Here is a 14,731-nt window from a genome sequence, read left to right on the forward strand (position 1 = left end):
GTCTTCATCGGCCGAACGGTACGCGGAGCTTATGTTTCAGGCAACGGCTCGCCCCTTACCCGAAGCGCGCCGCCAGATCCGCCGCCAGCGCCCTGTCCTCCGCGTCCCGATCGACCGTCTTCGAGCGCACCAGACACGCTTCCGACTTCAGGATCACCCCGTCGGCGAGGATCTTCAGATGGTTGGCGGTGAGCGTCGATCCGGTCGAGGTGATGTCGACGATGATGTCGGCGGAACCCGCCGCCGGCGCGCCTTCGGTGGCGCCCAGGCTCTCGACGATCCGGTAGCTCTGGATGCCATGCAGGCGGGTGAAGAAGCTCTGGGTCAGCCGCCAGTATTTGGTGGCGATCCTGAGCCGTCGCCCATGCCGGGCGCGGTAGAAGCCGGCGACGTCGCTCAGATCCTCCATCGTCTCGACATCGACCCAGGCGTCGGGGACGGCAACGACCACGTCGGCATGGCCGAAGCCGAGCCGCGCGACGATCTCGACGGCGCCGTCGGGCTCGGCAATCGTCTCCCGGATCAGATCCTCACCGGTGATGCCGAAATCGATCGCCCCGTCGCGCAGCTCGCGCGCGATCTCCGAGGCCGACAGAAGCAGCACCTCCAGCCCCGGCGCGCCGCTGACCAAGGTGCGGTAGCTGCGGGCGTTCTCGGCCGGCGCGACGCTGATGCCAGCCCCAGCCAGCGCCGCGATCGCCTGTTCATTCAACCGCCCCTTGGACGGGATCGCCAGCGTCATGGTCATGACATGCCTCCCGCCTGGCCGATCGCCGCGCCGATGCGGTCGAGCCAGAGCGCGAAACCGACGGCCGGGATCGGCGCTGAAGCGCCGAGCATCGTCAGCAGCCGGTCGTAGCGCCCGCCGCCGGCCAGCGTTTCGTCGGAACCCTTCAACCGCGCCTCGAAGACCAGCCCGGTATAATAGTCGATCGGCCGGCCGAAGGCGGCGCGATAGCGCACCGACGCCAGATCGACGCCGGCGGCGCGCAGCGCCAGATTGCGGGTCTCGAAGAACAGCGCCGCGCGGCCGAGATCGAGATCGGCCGATTCGGCCAGACCGCGCAGCCGGTCGCCGGCCTCGCCGAGCGGGCAGTCGATCGCAAGGAACTGCCGCAAGAGGTTCAGCGGCGCGTCGTCGAGCCGCGCTTCGGCGACGGCGAGCTTTTCGATCAGCCGCACCGCGACCTCGCCGGGCGAGCGGCCGGCGTGGGGCGGCAGTCCCGCCTCCTCCATGCGCGCCCGGATCGTCCTTGTCAGCGCGCCCTCCTCGCGGCGGCGGGCAAGATCGGCGAGCTCAGGGTCGAGCCGCTCCAGCGTGCCGGCGCCGCCGGTTGCGAGCGATTGCAGAGCCGCGTCGAGCAGCCCGTCATGGCCGAAGGTACGCACCAGCCGGCGCTGCCAGCCGTCGGGCAGGCCGAGGGCCTTCAGGAACGCCTCGAACAGACCCTGATCGCCGAGGACGATGTCGAGGCCGGCCGGATCGACGCCGCAAGCGGACAATCCGGCCAGCGCGTCGGCCAGCGCCCTTGCGTCGGCGGTGGCGCGGTTCGCCTCGCCGAGATCCTCGATACCGGCCTGGAAGAACTCGCCCGGCCCGCCCGGGCGCTGGCGAAAGACGAGGCCGAGATAGGAATAGCGGCGCGGCAGCGCCTCGCCGGCGCCGACATGGCCCAAGCAGACGGGAATGGTGAAATCGGGCCGCAGGCACAGATGCTCGCCGGCCTCGCCGCGGGTGAGAAAAATGCGGCGGCGCAGCGCCTCGCCGGCGGTGTCGAGATAGGGGTCGGCCGGCTGGATGATCGGCGCGTGGACGCGGCGCGCCCCACGTGCGTCGAACAGGGCGCCGAGCGCGGTCTGGAACGGAGCGGGCGCGGTGTCGCTCAACGCCTCAGCTCCCGGAAGCGCCGGACGCGCGATCCTCGGCATGGCGGGCGAGAATGCGGCGGACGGCCGCGATCATCTCACCTTCGTCCACCATCTCCTGGCCGGCGCGGGCCTCGCGCCATTCGGCATTGTCCTCGATGGTTTCGGCGATGCGCTTGCCCTCGATCAGATCCTTGATCTGGACCTTTCCGGCCGCCTTTTCGTCCGCACCTTGAATGATCACCACGGGCGCGTTGCGGCGGTCGGCATATTGCAGCTGCTTGCCGAACTGTTTCGGGTTGCCCTGAAAGACCTCGACCGGCACCGGCGCCTTCGATGGATCGTCGTTCAGCGCGGCGCGAAGCTTCGTCGCCATCGCCTGGTAGTCGGCCATGCGGTCGCGGTCCATGACCGTGACGACCACCGGGCCGGGGCGCTCGGAGACATCCAGACGGCCGAGATTCTTCAGCGCCGTCTGCAAGCGCGAGACGCCGATGGAAAAGCCGGTCGCCGGCACCGGCTGGCTCATGAAGCGCGACACCAGTCCGTCATAGCGCCCGCCGCCGCCGACCGAGCCGAACTGCACTTTCTGGCCCTTGTCGTTGACGACGTCGAACAACAGTTCCGCCTCGAAGACCGGGCCGGTATAGTATTCGAGACCGCGGACGACGGAGGGGTCGATGCGGATGCGTTCGGGGCCGTAGCCCGCGGCCTCTAATAACTTCGAAATATCTTCCAACTCTTTTGCGCCGTCCGCGGCAATTTTTCGAAAATCGACTCGATCGCTAAATCTCCGAGAGATGGCGGCATTCTCGTCATAGCCATCTTCTTCGAAAGTACTGATTTCCCATTCAACGCCATCCTCACCGGCGACGATCCGAGTGTCCGCTGGATCGCCAGGAACCAGCCTTTTAGTATCGAAAGTGAAATTTGAGATTGTTTCCAATACCCAGTTTATTGATCGAGCCTTAAGCCCCGCCCCCGGCGTGAAGTCACCCTCGCCTTCCTTGCCACCGTCCCAGCGTCCCTCGCCGAGCAAAAGCCGCACGCCCTCGACGCCGAACTTGTCGAGCTTGTCGATCGCCCTGAGCACCGTGAGCCGGCGCCCGGCGTTCTCATCGCCGCCGAGGCCGATGGCTTCGAGCACGCCGTCGAGCACCTTGCGGTTGTTCACCCGGATCACATACTGGCCGCGCGGAATCCCCAGCGCCTCCATCGTATCGGCCATCATCATCGCCATTTCGGCGTCGGCCGAGACGTTCGGCGCGCCGACGATGTCGGCGTCGAACTGCATGAACTGGCGAAACCGCCCCGGCCCCGGCTTTTCGTTGCGGAACACATGCCCCGCCCGGTAGCTGCGATAGGGCTTCGGCAGCGTCTCGTAATTTTCCGCGACATGGCGGGCGAGCGGCGCGGTGAGATCGTAGCGAAGGCTCATCCACTGCTCGTCATCGTCCAGCAGCGAGAACACGCCGGCATTCGGCCGGTCGGCATCGGGCAGGAATTTGCCCAGCGCGTCGGTGTATTCGAACAGCGGGGTCTCGACCGGCTCGAAACCGTAGGTCTCGTAGACACGCCGGATGGTGGCGAGCATGTCCGCCTCGGCACGCAGATCGTCGGCGGTCCGATCGACAAAGCCGCGCGGCACCCGCGCATGGACCCGTGTCGGTTTCTTCTTCTTGTCAGCCATGATGACGCAGCGATCCGGATAGGTTCGATGGATACCGGACAATCCCCGGCACTAGCGGGCGTTCCCGTAACCCGTGCGGGAAATTTCGGCAAGGCGACGGGTTTGCCGAGAGGCCTGGCGCCCGCTATCGCCCGCGCGTTTTCGGGTGGAGCCCTGTCCGTCCCGACGCCGACGTTTCCTCCTCTCTTTCCTTCGAAAATCCCCCTGCGCCTTCGTCTTCGGCACCAGTGCCTTCGCGCCCGGTTGTCGGGGCGAAGGATCGGGAAGCGGACGCATGGCGAACGTCGCTATGCTGATGAGTGAATGACGCTTGCCATGCGCCCGCCGGCTGCTTGCCCCGGACCCGACGCTTCGCTTGTGGCGAAGCCGGTCTGCAAAGGGCCCGGATGTGGGGGTTCATCACCCAGCCGCGCCACCGCAGCGCGACCCATCCGGCACCGTCCTCCCTCCACGCGCATCCGGTTCATGACCCGTGTTCCCGCGAGGGCGATGGGCAAAGGATAAGCGCGGCGCGGGAGACGGGGAGAGATTTTTTCGTGCGGAAGCACCAGAGGCGTTGGATTGCAACGGTTTGGCGGTGGCAGCGGTCTGGAATGGGTCCTCGGGTCAAGCCCGAGGATGACGCACGTTTGGGGTGGTGCTACCAGTTGGAGACCACGTTGAAGCTCAGCCGTTGCCGGGGATGACGGGCCTTCGGGGGTCGTGCGACGCCTGCGGACGACGCGCCTTGGGGACCTTGAGACGCCTGCCGAGGCGAATGGCGATGCCGCCGAACAAGGTCGTCATCCTCGGGCTTGACCCGAGGACCCATTCCCCTTCGGTGACGGCCTCCGCTCCGGCGAAGATTCGGCCGTCGCACTGCCCTGGCAGGCCCGCCTTGAGGGCCCGGAATGAGGATCGCGCGGCATAAAACTCGGCGCCTTTTCTCCCCCTTTCGACGGGCTCAGGAGCGCGAGAGGGAGTCCTGTCCGGCGCCGATCTGGCATCTCGGCCCGAGCCGGGCAAAGAATGACCGCACGGGCCCCGACATCCGCCTCTTCGCGTCGAACTTATCCCCGCCCTGCGGCGGTCCCTTAGCATCGGGACGGTCGGTGGCGAGGGATGGGCATGGAAAGACGATACGCCAAAGAAGACAGTGCGGCAGCGGATATACCGCTCGCCAGCTTGCGAGCCCAGATCGCCGGACTGCGCGTCACCGTCGCAGTGCTGCGGCTGAAATCGTTGGCCCTCAAGGCGGGCTTCGACCCCAGCCAGGCCCGTCACCCAAAGGGCAGTGGGCGCATCTCCGGCCGCTGGCGGCGCGAAGCTACCCGCAAGCCTTTGGAAGTCGATATCCCCGGCCCCAGGAAGACACCGGCGGCCGACGGATCGCCGAAGACGCCGCCGAAAAGCCCGCGACTGAAACTGCCGAAGCCAGGCATCGGTCACAATGGCGGCCCACCGCTGGAGGACCCGCCGACGATTCCCAGGCAGGAACCGCCAACGCGGCGGCTCCGCCATATCGTGGTGAAGGCTGTGGTTCGCTTCGCCGCGCGCCTTGAGCCGCGGAGCAGCGGGTCCGATAGCGGTGTTGCTGACGGCGATCGATGTCGCACGGTGGATGCAAACCTACTATTCTTGGATCGAGGCCTATTTCGACGCGCCGAAAACCCTGACAGAACTCCAGCGAGGCGCGGCTCGGGGTAAACGCGACGGGTATGATATCCACCATGTCGTTGAGGAGGATGCGGCCCTTAAGGATGGTTTCCCCGACTCGACCGTGAATGGAGCGGCCAACCTCGTTCGCATCTCGCGGCTTAAGCATTGGCAGATCAACAGCTGGTTTCAAAAGCCAAACCTCAATTATGGCGGGCTCACACCTCGACAGTTTCTAAAGGGGAAAAGCTGGGAGGAGCGGTTGAAGATCGGGCTCGACACGCTGAAGAAAGAAGGGATTCTCAAGCCGTGAGACCGATCAATCTGAGGACCGCGAGCGTCGACGTTCTCGTCGCCTATTTTGCCGAGCTGGGAGTGGCGGAGGACGAGGCGGAGTTGCGAGCCGCCCAAACGACGATCAACCGGCTGGTGCGGCGGCGATTTGCCGTGGAGAACGAATTGAAGGCGCGCGCCGGCGACCAGCGGCGCCAGCTCAGCCGCTATTTCAACCATCCGAATATTCAGGTGCAGCTGAACGCGGCGACCGCGACGCTCGCATTGTTTCCGGCGGAGGCGCGGCGCAAGATCGAGGAGATCGCGAGTTGGAAGGTCGGACCCTATGAGCTGGAGGCTGGCATGCGATTGGCCGCTTTGGACGACGGAACCTTCATCCCGGAGTAGCGATCCTACGCTCGCCCCGGCCGCAGGAACGCGGTGCGCGCTTCCTCGCAGGCGTCGCGCACGCAACAGCCCTCGACATGGTCGTTGACGAAGCCCATCGCCTGCATGAAGGCATAGATCGTGGTCGGGCCGACGAAGCTGAACCCGGCCTTCTTCAGAGCCTTGGACAGACGCGTCGAGGCCGGCGTCACCGGGTTCGCGGCAAGCCAGGTGCCGGTCAATGCGGGCGGCCGCTCGTCGCGGCCGGGTTCGTGCGCCCAGAGGAAGGCCGCGAGCGAGCCGTGTTCGGCGCGGATGTCGCGCGCGCGCCGCGCGTTGTTGATCGCCGAGACGATCTTGCCGCGATGCCGGATGATGCGGGCGTCGAGAACCAGGCGTTCGACATCGGCCGCGTCCATCGCCGCGACCCGGTCGATGGAAAAGCCCTGGAAGACCTCGCGGAAGGCCTCGCGCTTTCTGAGGATGGTCAGCCAGGAGAGACCCGCCTGAAACCCTTCCAGGCACAGCTTTTCGTAAAGCCGGTCGTCGTCGGCCGAGGGGCGGGCCCATTCGCGGTCGTGATAGGCGCGATAGGCGGCGTCGCCGCCGTGCCAGGCGCAGCGCAAGTGGCCGTCCTCGCCGCGGATGAGGCCAGCGGGAACGGGTGCTTGGAGGACGGACGGCTGCGAAACGGGAGCGCTCATCGGTCACGTCATCGCAGCCCTCATTGCGGGTGGCAAGTACGCTCTTGTGCGCTCCTGCCAACCTGCGGCGATAAGGAAGCATTAACCCTACCGCGATCGTGCTGAACGTCCGCATTCCATCCGTCCGCGAGTTTACGGTTTTCTCGTTATTTCCAGCCAGTCTGGGCACCAAGGGGTCTCGCGCCCCGCGACCGATCAACGAAACGAGCCCCATGATGCGAACGAAAGCCTGCTTGATTCTCGCGGCCTTGGCGGCGGCATTGGTCGCCCCGTCGGCCGGCCTGGCGCATGACCGCTATCACGATCTGGCCGCCGTGCCGATGCCGCCGCATCTCAGTGCCGAGCGGGTGTTGCAGCTGACGCCCGGCAGCGGTGTCGTGCCGGGCTACTATGGCGCCGCCGTGCGGCGCCCGGACGTCGCCCGCTCCGGCGTGATGCTCGCCACCACGCCTGTGCTGATCGAGCAGCCCGTCCGCGTGCCCACCGTCTACGCCGCGCCGGGCGCAGTCGTTGCCGGCCCGCGTGGCGTCGTGCTGGCACGGACCCCAGGCCGGCCGGTGGCGCCGCCGCGCGCGTTCGACCCCGTGTATTTGCCGCAGGACGTCGCCTATGGCGGCAAGGAGGCCCCCGGCACGATCATCGTCGATACGAAGGCGAAATTCCTCTATCGCGTCGGCAAGAACGGCACGGCCCGCCGCTACGGCGTCGGCGTCGGCAAGCAGGGCTTCAGCTGGCGCGGCACCGAAAAGATCAGCCGCAAGGCGGAATGGCCGAGGTGGACTCCGCCGAAGGAAATGATCGCCCGCGAACGCCGGAAGGGCCGTATCCTGCCGGCCCGCATGGAAGGCGGCGAGGCCAATCCGCTCGGCGCGCGGGCGCTCTATCTCGGCTCGACGCTCTACCGCATCCACGGCACCAACCAGCCCTGGACGATCGGCCAGGCCGTGTCCTCCGGCTGCATCCGCATGCGCAACCAGGATGTGGTCGAGCTTTACAGCCGGGTGACGGTCGGCACGAAGGTTGTCGTGCGCTGAAGGTAACGCTCGCCGGACCAACGGATGGGATGGGCACCAATTCGTGATGCGCCCTTTCCGAAACAGACCCAAATAACATAACGTAACGGCAGGATCTGCCTGGGACGCGGTATCCGCACTGGAAGAGGGACGCCAGTAATGAACAAATGGACGCAGTGGGCGGCCGCCGGCTTGGGAGCCACCCTGGCGCTGGTGCTGACGGTCGAGGCGGGTGCGCAGGAGACGAGGCGCTACAACTACGCGACCAATAGCTGGGAAACGGCGAGCGCGGCCTCGCCGCGCGGCCGGACGATTTCGCAGCGGCGCCCGGCGGCAAAATACATGCGCACGCAGGTCCGCATCGACACCAAGGAAAAGCCCGGCACGGTGATCGTCGATTCGAGCAAGAAGTATCTGTATTTCGTCGAAGGCAACGGCATGGCGACCCGCTATGGCGTCGGTGTCGGCAGGGAAGGCTTCGGCTGGTCCGGCCGCATGAGCGTCGGCCGCAAGGCGGAATGGCCGGGCTGGACCCCGCCGAAGACGATGATCGCGCGCGAGCGCAAGAAGGGCCGCATCCTGCCGGCCTACATGAAGGGCGGTCCGGCCAATCCTCTCGGCGCGCGGGCGCTCTATCTTTATCGCGGCGGCCGCGATTCGCTGTTCCGCATCCACGGCACCAACCAGCCCTGGACCATCGGCCAGAACATGTCCTCGGGCTGTATCCGTATGATGAACGAGGACGTCGAGCACCTCTACAGCCGGGTGCCGCGTGGCTCCAAAGTCGTGGTCATCGGCCCGAACGGAGAGGGCTCGAAGGGTGTCTATGCCGAGCGCGGCCAGGTGAAGACGGACCTCATCTCGGCGCTCTTCGGCGGTTGATTGCCGGACCAGCGGCTCGCTTTCTGAAACACAACGGCCCGCTTGGGGATGGCGGGCCGTTTCGCGTCCGGGGAAACACCCTATTCGGCGGCGGTAAGGACCGGCTGCGCCTGCGGCTCGACGCCGGCGAGGCTCGCCGGCTTCTCGCCGCCGAACGCCCAGTCGAGCAATTCGACCGTGTGCAGGATCGGGATTTTCGTCGCCGAACCGATCTGCGTCATGCAGCCGATATTGCCGGTCGCGATCGCCTGCGGCGCGGTACTTTCGATATTCCTTACCTTGCGGTCGCGCAGCGTCGCGGCGATCTCCGGCTGCAGGATGTTATAGGTACCGGCCGAGCCGCAGCACAGATGCCCCTCGGGCACGTCCCTGACCGTGAAGCCGGCCTGGGCCAGCAGCACTTTCGGCGCCTGGGTGATCTTCTGGCCGTGCTGCATCGAGCAGGCCGAGTGATAGGCGACCAGTAGATCGGTCTTGTTGACCGGCAGCGGCAAGTCGAGGTCCGACAGGAATTCGGTGACGTCCCTGGCCAGCGCCGAGACCTTCGCGGCCTTTTCGGCATAGCCGGGATCGAGCCGCAGCATGTGGCCGTAATCCTTGATCGTCGTGCCGCAGCCGGACGCCGTGATCAGCACCGCGTCGAGCCCGTCTTCCTCGGCGGTGCGCGTCCAGACGTCGACATTGCGACGGGCGAAGCCAAGCGCCTCATCCTCCTGGCCCATGTGATGGACGAGCGCGCCGCAGCAGCCCTCCCCCTTCGGCACCACGACCTCGACGCCGAGGCGGTTCAAGAGCCGCACCGTCGCCTCGTTGATCTTCGGGTCGAGCACCGACTGGGCGCAACCGGTCAGAAGCGCGACCCGTTTCTGGCGCGAACCTTCGGCGGTGTGGACCGCCGGGTCGTTGATCGCCGCCTTCGCCGGAACGTGGGAAGGCGCGAGCCGGAGCATCGCCGCGAAGGGTTTCAGCGGCTTGATCGCGGCGAAGAGCGGCGCGAGCGGACGGCCGAGCCGCGCCATCGTCAGGCTGGCGCGGAAGCGGGCCGGATAGGGCAGCGTCATCGCCAGCACCTGCCGGATCATCCGGTCCATGAACGGCCGGCGATAGGTCCTGGCGATATGCGCCCGGGCATGATCGACGAGATGCATGTAGTTCACGCCCGACGGGCAGGTTGTCATGCAGGCGAGGCAGGACAGGCACCGGTCGATATGGGTGACGGTCTTCGCGTCGGCCGGCCGGTCGTGCTCCAGCATCTCCTTGATCAGGTAGATGCGCCCGCGCGGGCTGTCGAGCTCGTTGCCAAGGGTCACATAGGTCGGACAGGTCGCGGTGCAGAAGCCGCAATGCACGCATTTGCGGATGATCTGTTCCGAATGCGCCGTGTGCGGGTCTTCGAGCTGGGCGGGGGTGAAGGTTGTTTGCACTTCTTATTCTCGCTTCAATCGGGCTAGGACCGCAAAGGATGCCGTCCCTGTCCATACGCCCTGGCCATACTCGATCGGGTCCCTCAGCAACTCTTCAGTGTACCTGGCTGAAAAGTTTAAATTTGGCGCGCTGTCTGCACATTTTTGCTCAACTTCTCGGGCAATTTCTGAGGGTGCCTTCCTTGCGTTGCTCCGGAGTTCGCGCATTCCAGCCAGAGCTGCCCATCTTACAGATCCCCCATGTTTAGTTCCGTGGCGACGCAGAAGGTACGAGATCCGCTTCAAATCCTCAGCCAGATTTGAAAAGCCGAATTGTCGCTTGACTTCCACTACTCCGATGGGCTTGTCGCCTCTTGACCAAAATACGACATCGGCCTTTTGATTTTCGGAGAAGCGCGAGTTTCTCTTCCCACGTCGTTCGCTTTCCGCATAATCAGCTATCTCGCGGAATGAAGTTTCGAGTGTGACACGATACTCCTTATCGCTTGGACGATTTAGGGGGATTTCTCCAGAGCAACCGTTGGCTTTCTTCCAAAGCTCCAGCGCTATTTGGGCAGAAATGAGCGACTCGATTCCATAATCCCTGACTGAACTTCCCCCAGAAACTGTGAGATATTGATTATTCGCCTTATGCACTGCTTCTAGAATTGTATCGTGGACGTCCGCTAGGTTGAACCTCATGGTGACGTCTCTCCCCCTCCGATAGCTCTGGACGCGGGACAAAGCCCCGCTTCACTAACTCGGTTGCGTGACGCAGCGCTCCTTCGGCCTGCTCACGCGACACGGTCGGGAAGTTCTCGAGGAACTCCGCCAGTGCCATGCTGGCTGCCAGGTTTTCGAACAGCGCATCGACGGGCACGCGCGTGCCTTTGAAGACCAGCGCACCCGACATGACATCCGGGTCGCGCGACAGAATCTCGCTCGCGTTCATGGCGGAAGCCTCCTCGCCGTTCATCCTACCCCATCCTGCCCGGATTGAGCACACCGGCCGGGTCGAACTGCTCCTTGAGCCGGCGCGACAGTGCCGCCAGCGGACCGGGCTGTGGCTGGAACACGTCCGTTGCGGTCCTGACGCTGTCGGATGCGCGCACCAGCGTCGCGTGACCGCCGCCGAAGCGGACGATCGTCTCACGCACCAGCGCCGCTTCGGGCTCACCCTCCAAGCGCATCCAGACGAGACCGCCCTGCCAGTCGTAATAGGCGTCGACGCCGGTCTGCATCCGCAAACTCATGACGATTTCATGGCCGCGCGTCGGCATCACCGACAGGCGCCAGACCGGCTTCATCGTGCCGTCGACGAAGGGCCGCACGTCGCGGACGTCGCGCCAGACCGCGCGGGACGCCTCGGCCTCGATCGTCTCCAACGGCGCCACCTTGGCGAGCGCCGCGCCGAGATAGGCCGCGCGCGCCTTGACCGACGGCCCGAAGCCTTCGAGCCGGATCAGCGTCGCCGCGTCCTTGCCGAGCGCCCCATCCGCGACGCGCCCCGCCACATAGGCCGGCAGATGCGCCGCCCCCGACGCTTCGGCGGAAGAGCCCATCGCCGCCGCCATCGCGCCGGCCGCCGCGTCGTCGTCGAGCCCGCGCAGCACCAGCGTCGTCTCGGTTTCCGTTTTCGGCAACACCTTGATCGTCACGTCGGTCAGCACCGCGAGCGTGCCATAGGAGCCGGTCAACCCCTTGGAGAGGTCGTAGCCGGTGACGTTCTTGACCACCCGCCCGCCGGACTTGAACATCTCGGCGCGGCCGGAAACCGCGTGAACGCCCAGCACATGGTCCCGCGCCGCACCCTGTTTCAGCCGGCGGGGACCGGCGAGATTGCAGGCGATGACGCCGCCGATCGTCCCCTGCCCCGGCTCCAGCCCGTGCAGCGGGCCGTAGTCCATCGGTTCGAATTCGAGGCGCTGGTTGTTGTCGTCGAGCAGCCGCTCGATCTCGGCGGTCGGCGTGCCGGCCCTCGCCGACAGCACCAGCTCCTCCGGCTCGTACAGTGTGACACCGCTCATCCCCGCCAGCGACAGGGTCCGTGCCGCCTGCACGGGACGGCCGAGGCCGCGCTTGGAGCCGGTGCCCTCAACGACGAGCGGGGCTTCTTCGGAGACGGCCGCGGCGACGAGGTCGCGGAGATCGCCGGGCGTTTCGGGACGCAGCGTGGTTTGAGCGAGGTCGATCGCCTTTGGGGATGGCGTAACGGTCATGCCAAATCCGTCCGTGCGTAGAGGTCGCGGACGGTGCAGGCAAAGCCGAATTCGGGCAATTCGATGCGGTCGCCTAGATCGGCGTAAATAGTTTCCGCCCAATCGCTCTGACGCGACCAAAGCCGCAGGCGCACCCGATCGACGTCAATTGCGATGACGTGATTACAGTCTGGGAATGCTCGATATCGTGGAAGCTTTCTGTATTCATCCATCGCGGCGGACTCGGCTGAGACAACCTCAGCGGCGAGAAAGCAGTGATCGAAATAGAAGTCGCTTCCCCTGATTCTCCACTCATCGCCATCAATGACCGCCACGTCTACGATTGGTCGGAAATATGCATCAGTCGGATGCCGAAGTCCGGCAGCAAGAAGCCCATCCAGTTTAACTGAATGCCGATCCAGTGATTTGCAGAGTAAACGCTCAAAGCTTTGTGCAATAAGTTGATGGCGCACCGGCTGCACGGCACGGCGGATCGCCTCTCCATCGATCAACTCCCAGCGGCGATCGTCTACGAGATTACTCGTAAAATGGAGGAAAGCGGACTCATCCAAATGAGGGGAATTCAAAGACTCCATTTCTTCATTACCCCTTCTATATCCCCAAGCTTCTCGGCCGCAGATTTCTGAAAAGAGTTGTTCATATAAGGATTTAGGTCAATGACGTGACGACTGACTCTCTGAGATCCATCAAATTGGTATACCGCAGTCAATTTCAGGATTTTTGGAGTCAAGTTTAGTGATTCTCGAAAATTTTCTAAATTAAAGCCCTGAGATAGGATAAAATTGAAGTGCTCTCCTGGCGAAAATTGAGGAATCTCATGCTGAAATGCATGGAAATTCCTTATGTTGTTGTCTTCTCTATATTCTCCAAATCGATAAAAATCTCGATCCAGCGATAAAGTCAGATTTACAGCCGGAGATCTACCTAAATTTTCTATTCTGAGACTCACTAAAACAGACTGACTTATTGCCACCCTAGCAACGATATACGGTGCCCGGTCTTCCTTAAATGCTCTCTGCGTTTCTTCCAGAAGCCTTGTGTTTGCTTGAGAAATCTTCCATGTAAGAAAAACATAAACTCCGGTAACAAGTAAAAGGAGGATTGCTATAAGGTTCGTCGCGGTTTGAGTTTCAAGTGTCATCAGAACCGCGGCAGGTCGGGGAAAGCGACCTGCCCCTTGTGAACGTGCATGCGGCCGAGTTCGGCGCAGCGGTGAAGGACGGGGAACATCTTGCCCGGATTGAGCAGATGCTTGTCGTCGAAGGCGCATTTGACCCGCTGCTGGTGCTTCAGATCGTCCTCGGAGAACATCTCCGGCATCAGGTCGCGCTTCTCGACGCCGACGCCATGCTCGCCGGTGAGCACTCCGCCGACTTCCACGCAGAGCCGCAGGATGTCGTTGCCGAATTCCTCGGCCCGATGAAGCTCACCCTCCTTGTTGGCATCGTAGAGGATCAGCGGATGCAGATTGCCGTCGCCGGCGTGGAAGACATTGGCGACGCGCAGATCGTATTTTTCCGACAGTGCCTTCATGCCGGCGAGCACCCTCGGCAGCTGCTTGCGCGGAATGGTGCCGTCCATGCAGTAATAATCCGGTGAGATCCGCCCGACCGCCGGGAAGGCCGCCTTGCGTCCGGCCCAGAAGGCGGTGCGTTCGGCTTCCGACTGCGAGACCTTGATGGTGACGGCGCCATTGGCCTTGGCGATGGCCTCCACTTCGGTGAGCAAATGATCGACCTCGGCGCCCGGACCGTCGAGTTCGACGATCAAAAGCGCCTCGACGTCGCGCGGATAGCCGGCATGGACGAAGTCCTCGGCTGCGTTGACGGCGGGGCGGTCCATCATTTCCATGCCGCCCGGGATGATGCCCTTGGCGATGATCGCCGCGACGCATTCGCCGGCCTGTTCGGAGGTCGGGAAGCCCAGCAGCACGGCCCGCGCCGTCTCCGGGCTTTGCAGGACGCGCACGGTGACCTCGGTGACGACGCCGAGCAGACCCTCCGAGCCGGTCATCAGCCCGAGCAGATCGTAGCCTTCGGAATCGAGATGCTTGCCGCCCAGGCGCATCACCTCGCCCTCGATGGTGACGAACTCCACCCCGATGACGTTGTTGGCCGTCAGCCCGTATTTGAGGCAGTGGACGCCGCCGGAATTCTCCGCGACGTTGCCGCCGATCGAACAGGCGATCTGCGAGGAGGGATCCGGCGCATAGTAGAAGCCCTCACCCTCGACGGCCCTGGTGATGCCGAGATTGGTGACGCCCGGCTGCACGACCGCGCAGCGATTGTCGTAGTCGATCTCGAGGATGCGATTGAACTTCGACAGCACCAACAGGACGCCATCCTGAAGCGGCAGCGCGCCGCCGGACAGCGACGTGCCGGAGCCGCGCGGCACCACCGGAATATCCTCCGAATGACAATATTTAAGGACGGCGGCGACCTGATCGACCGTCTCCGGCAGCACCACGACGAGCGGCATTTGACGGTAGGCGGTTAGCCCGTCGCTTTCGAAGACGCGCATCTCGTTCGCGGCATCGACGACCCCCTCGCCGGGCACGATCACCCTGAGGGCCGTAACGATCGCGGCGCGGCGGTCGAGGATCGCCTGGCTTGGCTTCGGCATCATGACCGACATGGACGGAACTCCCTAAACTGCGGTC

At 64.3% G+C, this 14,731-nt stretch carries 15 protein-coding genes; 4 read left to right on the plus strand and 11 right to left on the minus strand.

The features are described from left to right. Positions 1-55 precede the first annotated feature (55 nt). The 3 genes from hisG to ING15_RS01200 are packed head-to-tail and all read right to left on the minus strand — an operon-like array spanning position 56 to position 3,556. The gene (hisG, locus tag ING15_RS01190; RefSeq protein WP_206452935.1) at positions 56-748 is read right to left on the minus strand and encodes an ATP phosphoribosyltransferase; all 693 of its coding nucleotides are present in this window, start codon (positions 746-748) and stop codon (positions 56-58) included. Continuing rightward, on the minus strand, positions 745-1,887 hold the full coding sequence (locus tag ING15_RS01195; protein WP_408628658.1) for an ATP phosphoribosyltransferase regulatory subunit: 1,143 nt from the start codon (positions 1,885-1,887) through the stop codon (positions 745-747). The genes hisG and ING15_RS01195 overlap by 4 nt, the downstream gene beginning before the upstream one ends. Positions 1,888-1,891: 4 nt before the next feature. Beyond that, on the minus strand, positions 1,892-3,556 hold the full coding sequence (locus tag ING15_RS01200) for a histidine--tRNA ligase (RefSeq protein ID WP_206452937.1): 1,665 nt from the start codon (positions 3,554-3,556) through the stop codon (positions 1,892-1,894). Positions 3,557-5,126: 1,570 nt separating this feature from the next. On the opposite strand from ING15_RS01200, the gene ING15_RS01205 reads away from it, so the two are divergent. Both ING15_RS01205 and ING15_RS01210 read left to right on the plus strand, forming a co-directional pair. Next, positions 5,127-5,504 carry a hypothetical protein gene (locus ING15_RS01205; RefSeq protein ID WP_206452938.1) on the plus strand — a complete coding sequence of 126 codons (378 nt, stop codon included), beginning with the start codon at positions 5,127-5,129 and terminating at the stop codon, positions 5,502-5,504. After that, the gene (locus tag ING15_RS01210) at positions 5,501-5,872 is read left to right on the plus strand and encodes a DUF2019 domain-containing protein (RefSeq protein ID WP_206452939.1); all 372 of its coding nucleotides are present in this window, start codon (positions 5,501-5,503) and stop codon (positions 5,870-5,872) included. The genes ING15_RS01205 and ING15_RS01210 overlap by 4 nt, the downstream gene beginning before the upstream one ends. Before the next feature lie 5 nt (positions 5,873-5,877). Here the strand turns inward: ING15_RS01210 and ING15_RS01215 are convergent, their stop codons facing one another. Then, positions 5,878-6,555, minus strand: coding sequence for a DNA-3-methyladenine glycosylase I (locus tag ING15_RS01215; RefSeq protein WP_206452940.1), 678 nt, complete (start codon positions 6,553-6,555; stop codon positions 5,878-5,880). A gap of 215 nt (positions 6,556-6,770) precedes the next feature. Here ING15_RS01215 and ING15_RS19900 point away from each other — a divergent pair, with 215 nt between their 5' ends. Both ING15_RS19900 and ING15_RS01225 read left to right on the plus strand, forming a co-directional pair. Beyond that, positions 6,771-7,589: a L,D-transpeptidase gene (locus tag ING15_RS19900; protein ID WP_232845515.1), complete on the plus strand. Its 819-nt coding sequence runs from the start codon at positions 6,771-6,773 to the stop codon at positions 7,587-7,589. 138 nt (positions 7,590-7,727) lie between these two features. Further along, complete coding sequence (locus tag ING15_RS01225) at positions 7,728-8,450, plus strand: L,D-transpeptidase (RefSeq protein WP_206452941.1); 723 nt, start codon at positions 7,728-7,730, stop codon at positions 8,448-8,450. Between the two features lie 80 nt (positions 8,451-8,530). Here ING15_RS01225 and glcF read toward each other — a convergent pair whose 3' ends face one another. Genes glcF through ING15_RS01260 form a run of 7 tightly spaced genes read right to left on the minus strand, consistent with a single transcriptional unit; the run spans position 8,531 to position 14,706 of the window. Further along, positions 8,531-9,874, minus strand: a complete 1,344-nt coding sequence (gene glcF / locus ING15_RS01230; protein WP_206452942.1) for a glycolate oxidase subunit GlcF — start codon at positions 9,872-9,874, stop codon at positions 8,531-8,533. A gap of 3 nt (positions 9,875-9,877) precedes the next feature. Next, entirely contained in the window at positions 9,878-10,555 is a 678-nt protein-coding gene (locus ING15_RS01235; protein WP_206452943.1) for a hypothetical protein, read from the minus strand. Further along, entirely contained in the window at positions 10,503-10,829 is a 327-nt protein-coding gene (locus ING15_RS01240) for a DUF433 domain-containing protein (protein ID WP_206452944.1), read from the minus strand. Before ING15_RS01240 ends, ING15_RS01235 begins: the two co-directional genes overlap by 53 nt. 1 nt (position 10,830) lies before the next feature. Next, positions 10,831-12,072 (minus strand): glycolate oxidase subunit GlcE, encoded by a 1,242-nt coding sequence (gene glcE / locus ING15_RS01245; RefSeq protein ID WP_206452945.1) that lies wholly within the window; start codon positions 12,070-12,072, stop codon positions 10,831-10,833. Next, complete coding sequence (locus tag ING15_RS01250; protein ID WP_206452946.1) at positions 12,069-12,647, minus strand: Uma2 family endonuclease; 579 nt, start codon at positions 12,645-12,647, stop codon at positions 12,069-12,071. The genes glcE and ING15_RS01250 overlap by 4 nt, the downstream gene beginning before the upstream one ends. Continuing rightward, positions 12,635-13,213, minus strand: coding sequence for a hypothetical protein (locus ING15_RS01255; RefSeq protein WP_206452947.1), 579 nt, complete (start codon positions 13,211-13,213; stop codon positions 12,635-12,637). The genes ING15_RS01250 and ING15_RS01255 overlap by 13 nt, the downstream gene beginning before the upstream one ends. After that, positions 13,213-14,706 (minus strand): FAD-linked oxidase C-terminal domain-containing protein, encoded by a 1,494-nt coding sequence (locus tag ING15_RS01260; protein ID WP_206452948.1) that lies wholly within the window; start codon positions 14,704-14,706, stop codon positions 13,213-13,215. The genes ING15_RS01255 and ING15_RS01260 overlap by 1 nt, the downstream gene beginning before the upstream one ends. Positions 14,707-14,731 lie beyond the last annotated feature (25 nt).

The organism is Aurantimonas marina (genome assembly GCF_017183135.1).
Lineage (GTDB): Bacteria > Pseudomonadota > Alphaproteobacteria > Rhizobiales > Rhizobiaceae > Aurantimonas > Aurantimonas marina.

Excerpts from the sequence above, each read along its gene's own strand:
- hisG (WP_206452935.1), bottom strand. The coding sequence starts at position 748 with ATGACCATGACGCTGGCGATCCCGTCCAAGGGGCGGTTGAATGAACAG.
- ING15_RS01200 (WP_206452937.1), bottom strand. The coding sequence starts at position 3,556 with ATGGCTGACAAGAAGAAGAAACCGACACGGGTCCATGCGCGGGTGCCG.
- ING15_RS01215 (WP_206452940.1), bottom strand. The coding sequence starts at position 6,555 with ATGAGCGCTCCCGTTTCGCAGCCGTCCGTCCTCCAAGCACCCGTTCCC.
- ING15_RS19900 (WP_232845515.1), top strand. The coding sequence starts at position 6,771 with ATGCGAACGAAAGCCTGCTTGATTCTCGCGGCCTTGGCGGCGGCATTG.
- ING15_RS01225 (WP_206452941.1), top strand. The coding sequence starts at position 7,728 with ATGAACAAATGGACGCAGTGGGCGGCCGCCGGCTTGGGAGCCACCCTG.
- ING15_RS01235 (WP_206452943.1), bottom strand. The coding sequence starts at position 10,555 with ATGAGGTTCAACCTAGCGGACGTCCACGATACAATTCTAGAAGCAGTG.
- ING15_RS01240 (WP_206452944.1), bottom strand. The coding sequence starts at position 10,829 with ATGAACGGCGAGGAGGCTTCCGCCATGAACGCGAGCGAGATTCTGTCG.
- glcE (WP_206452945.1), bottom strand. The coding sequence starts at position 12,072 with ATGACCGTTACGCCATCCCCAAAGGCGATCGACCTCGCTCAAACCACG.
- ING15_RS01250 (WP_206452946.1), bottom strand. The coding sequence starts at position 12,647 with ATGGAGTCTTTGAATTCCCCTCATTTGGATGAGTCCGCTTTCCTCCAT.
- ING15_RS01255 (WP_206452947.1), bottom strand. The coding sequence starts at position 13,213 with ATGACACTTGAAACTCAAACCGCGACGAACCTTATAGCAATCCTCCTT.
- ING15_RS01260 (WP_206452948.1), bottom strand. The coding sequence starts at position 14,706 with ATGTCGGTCATGATGCCGAAGCCAAGCCAGGCGATCCTCGACCGCCGC.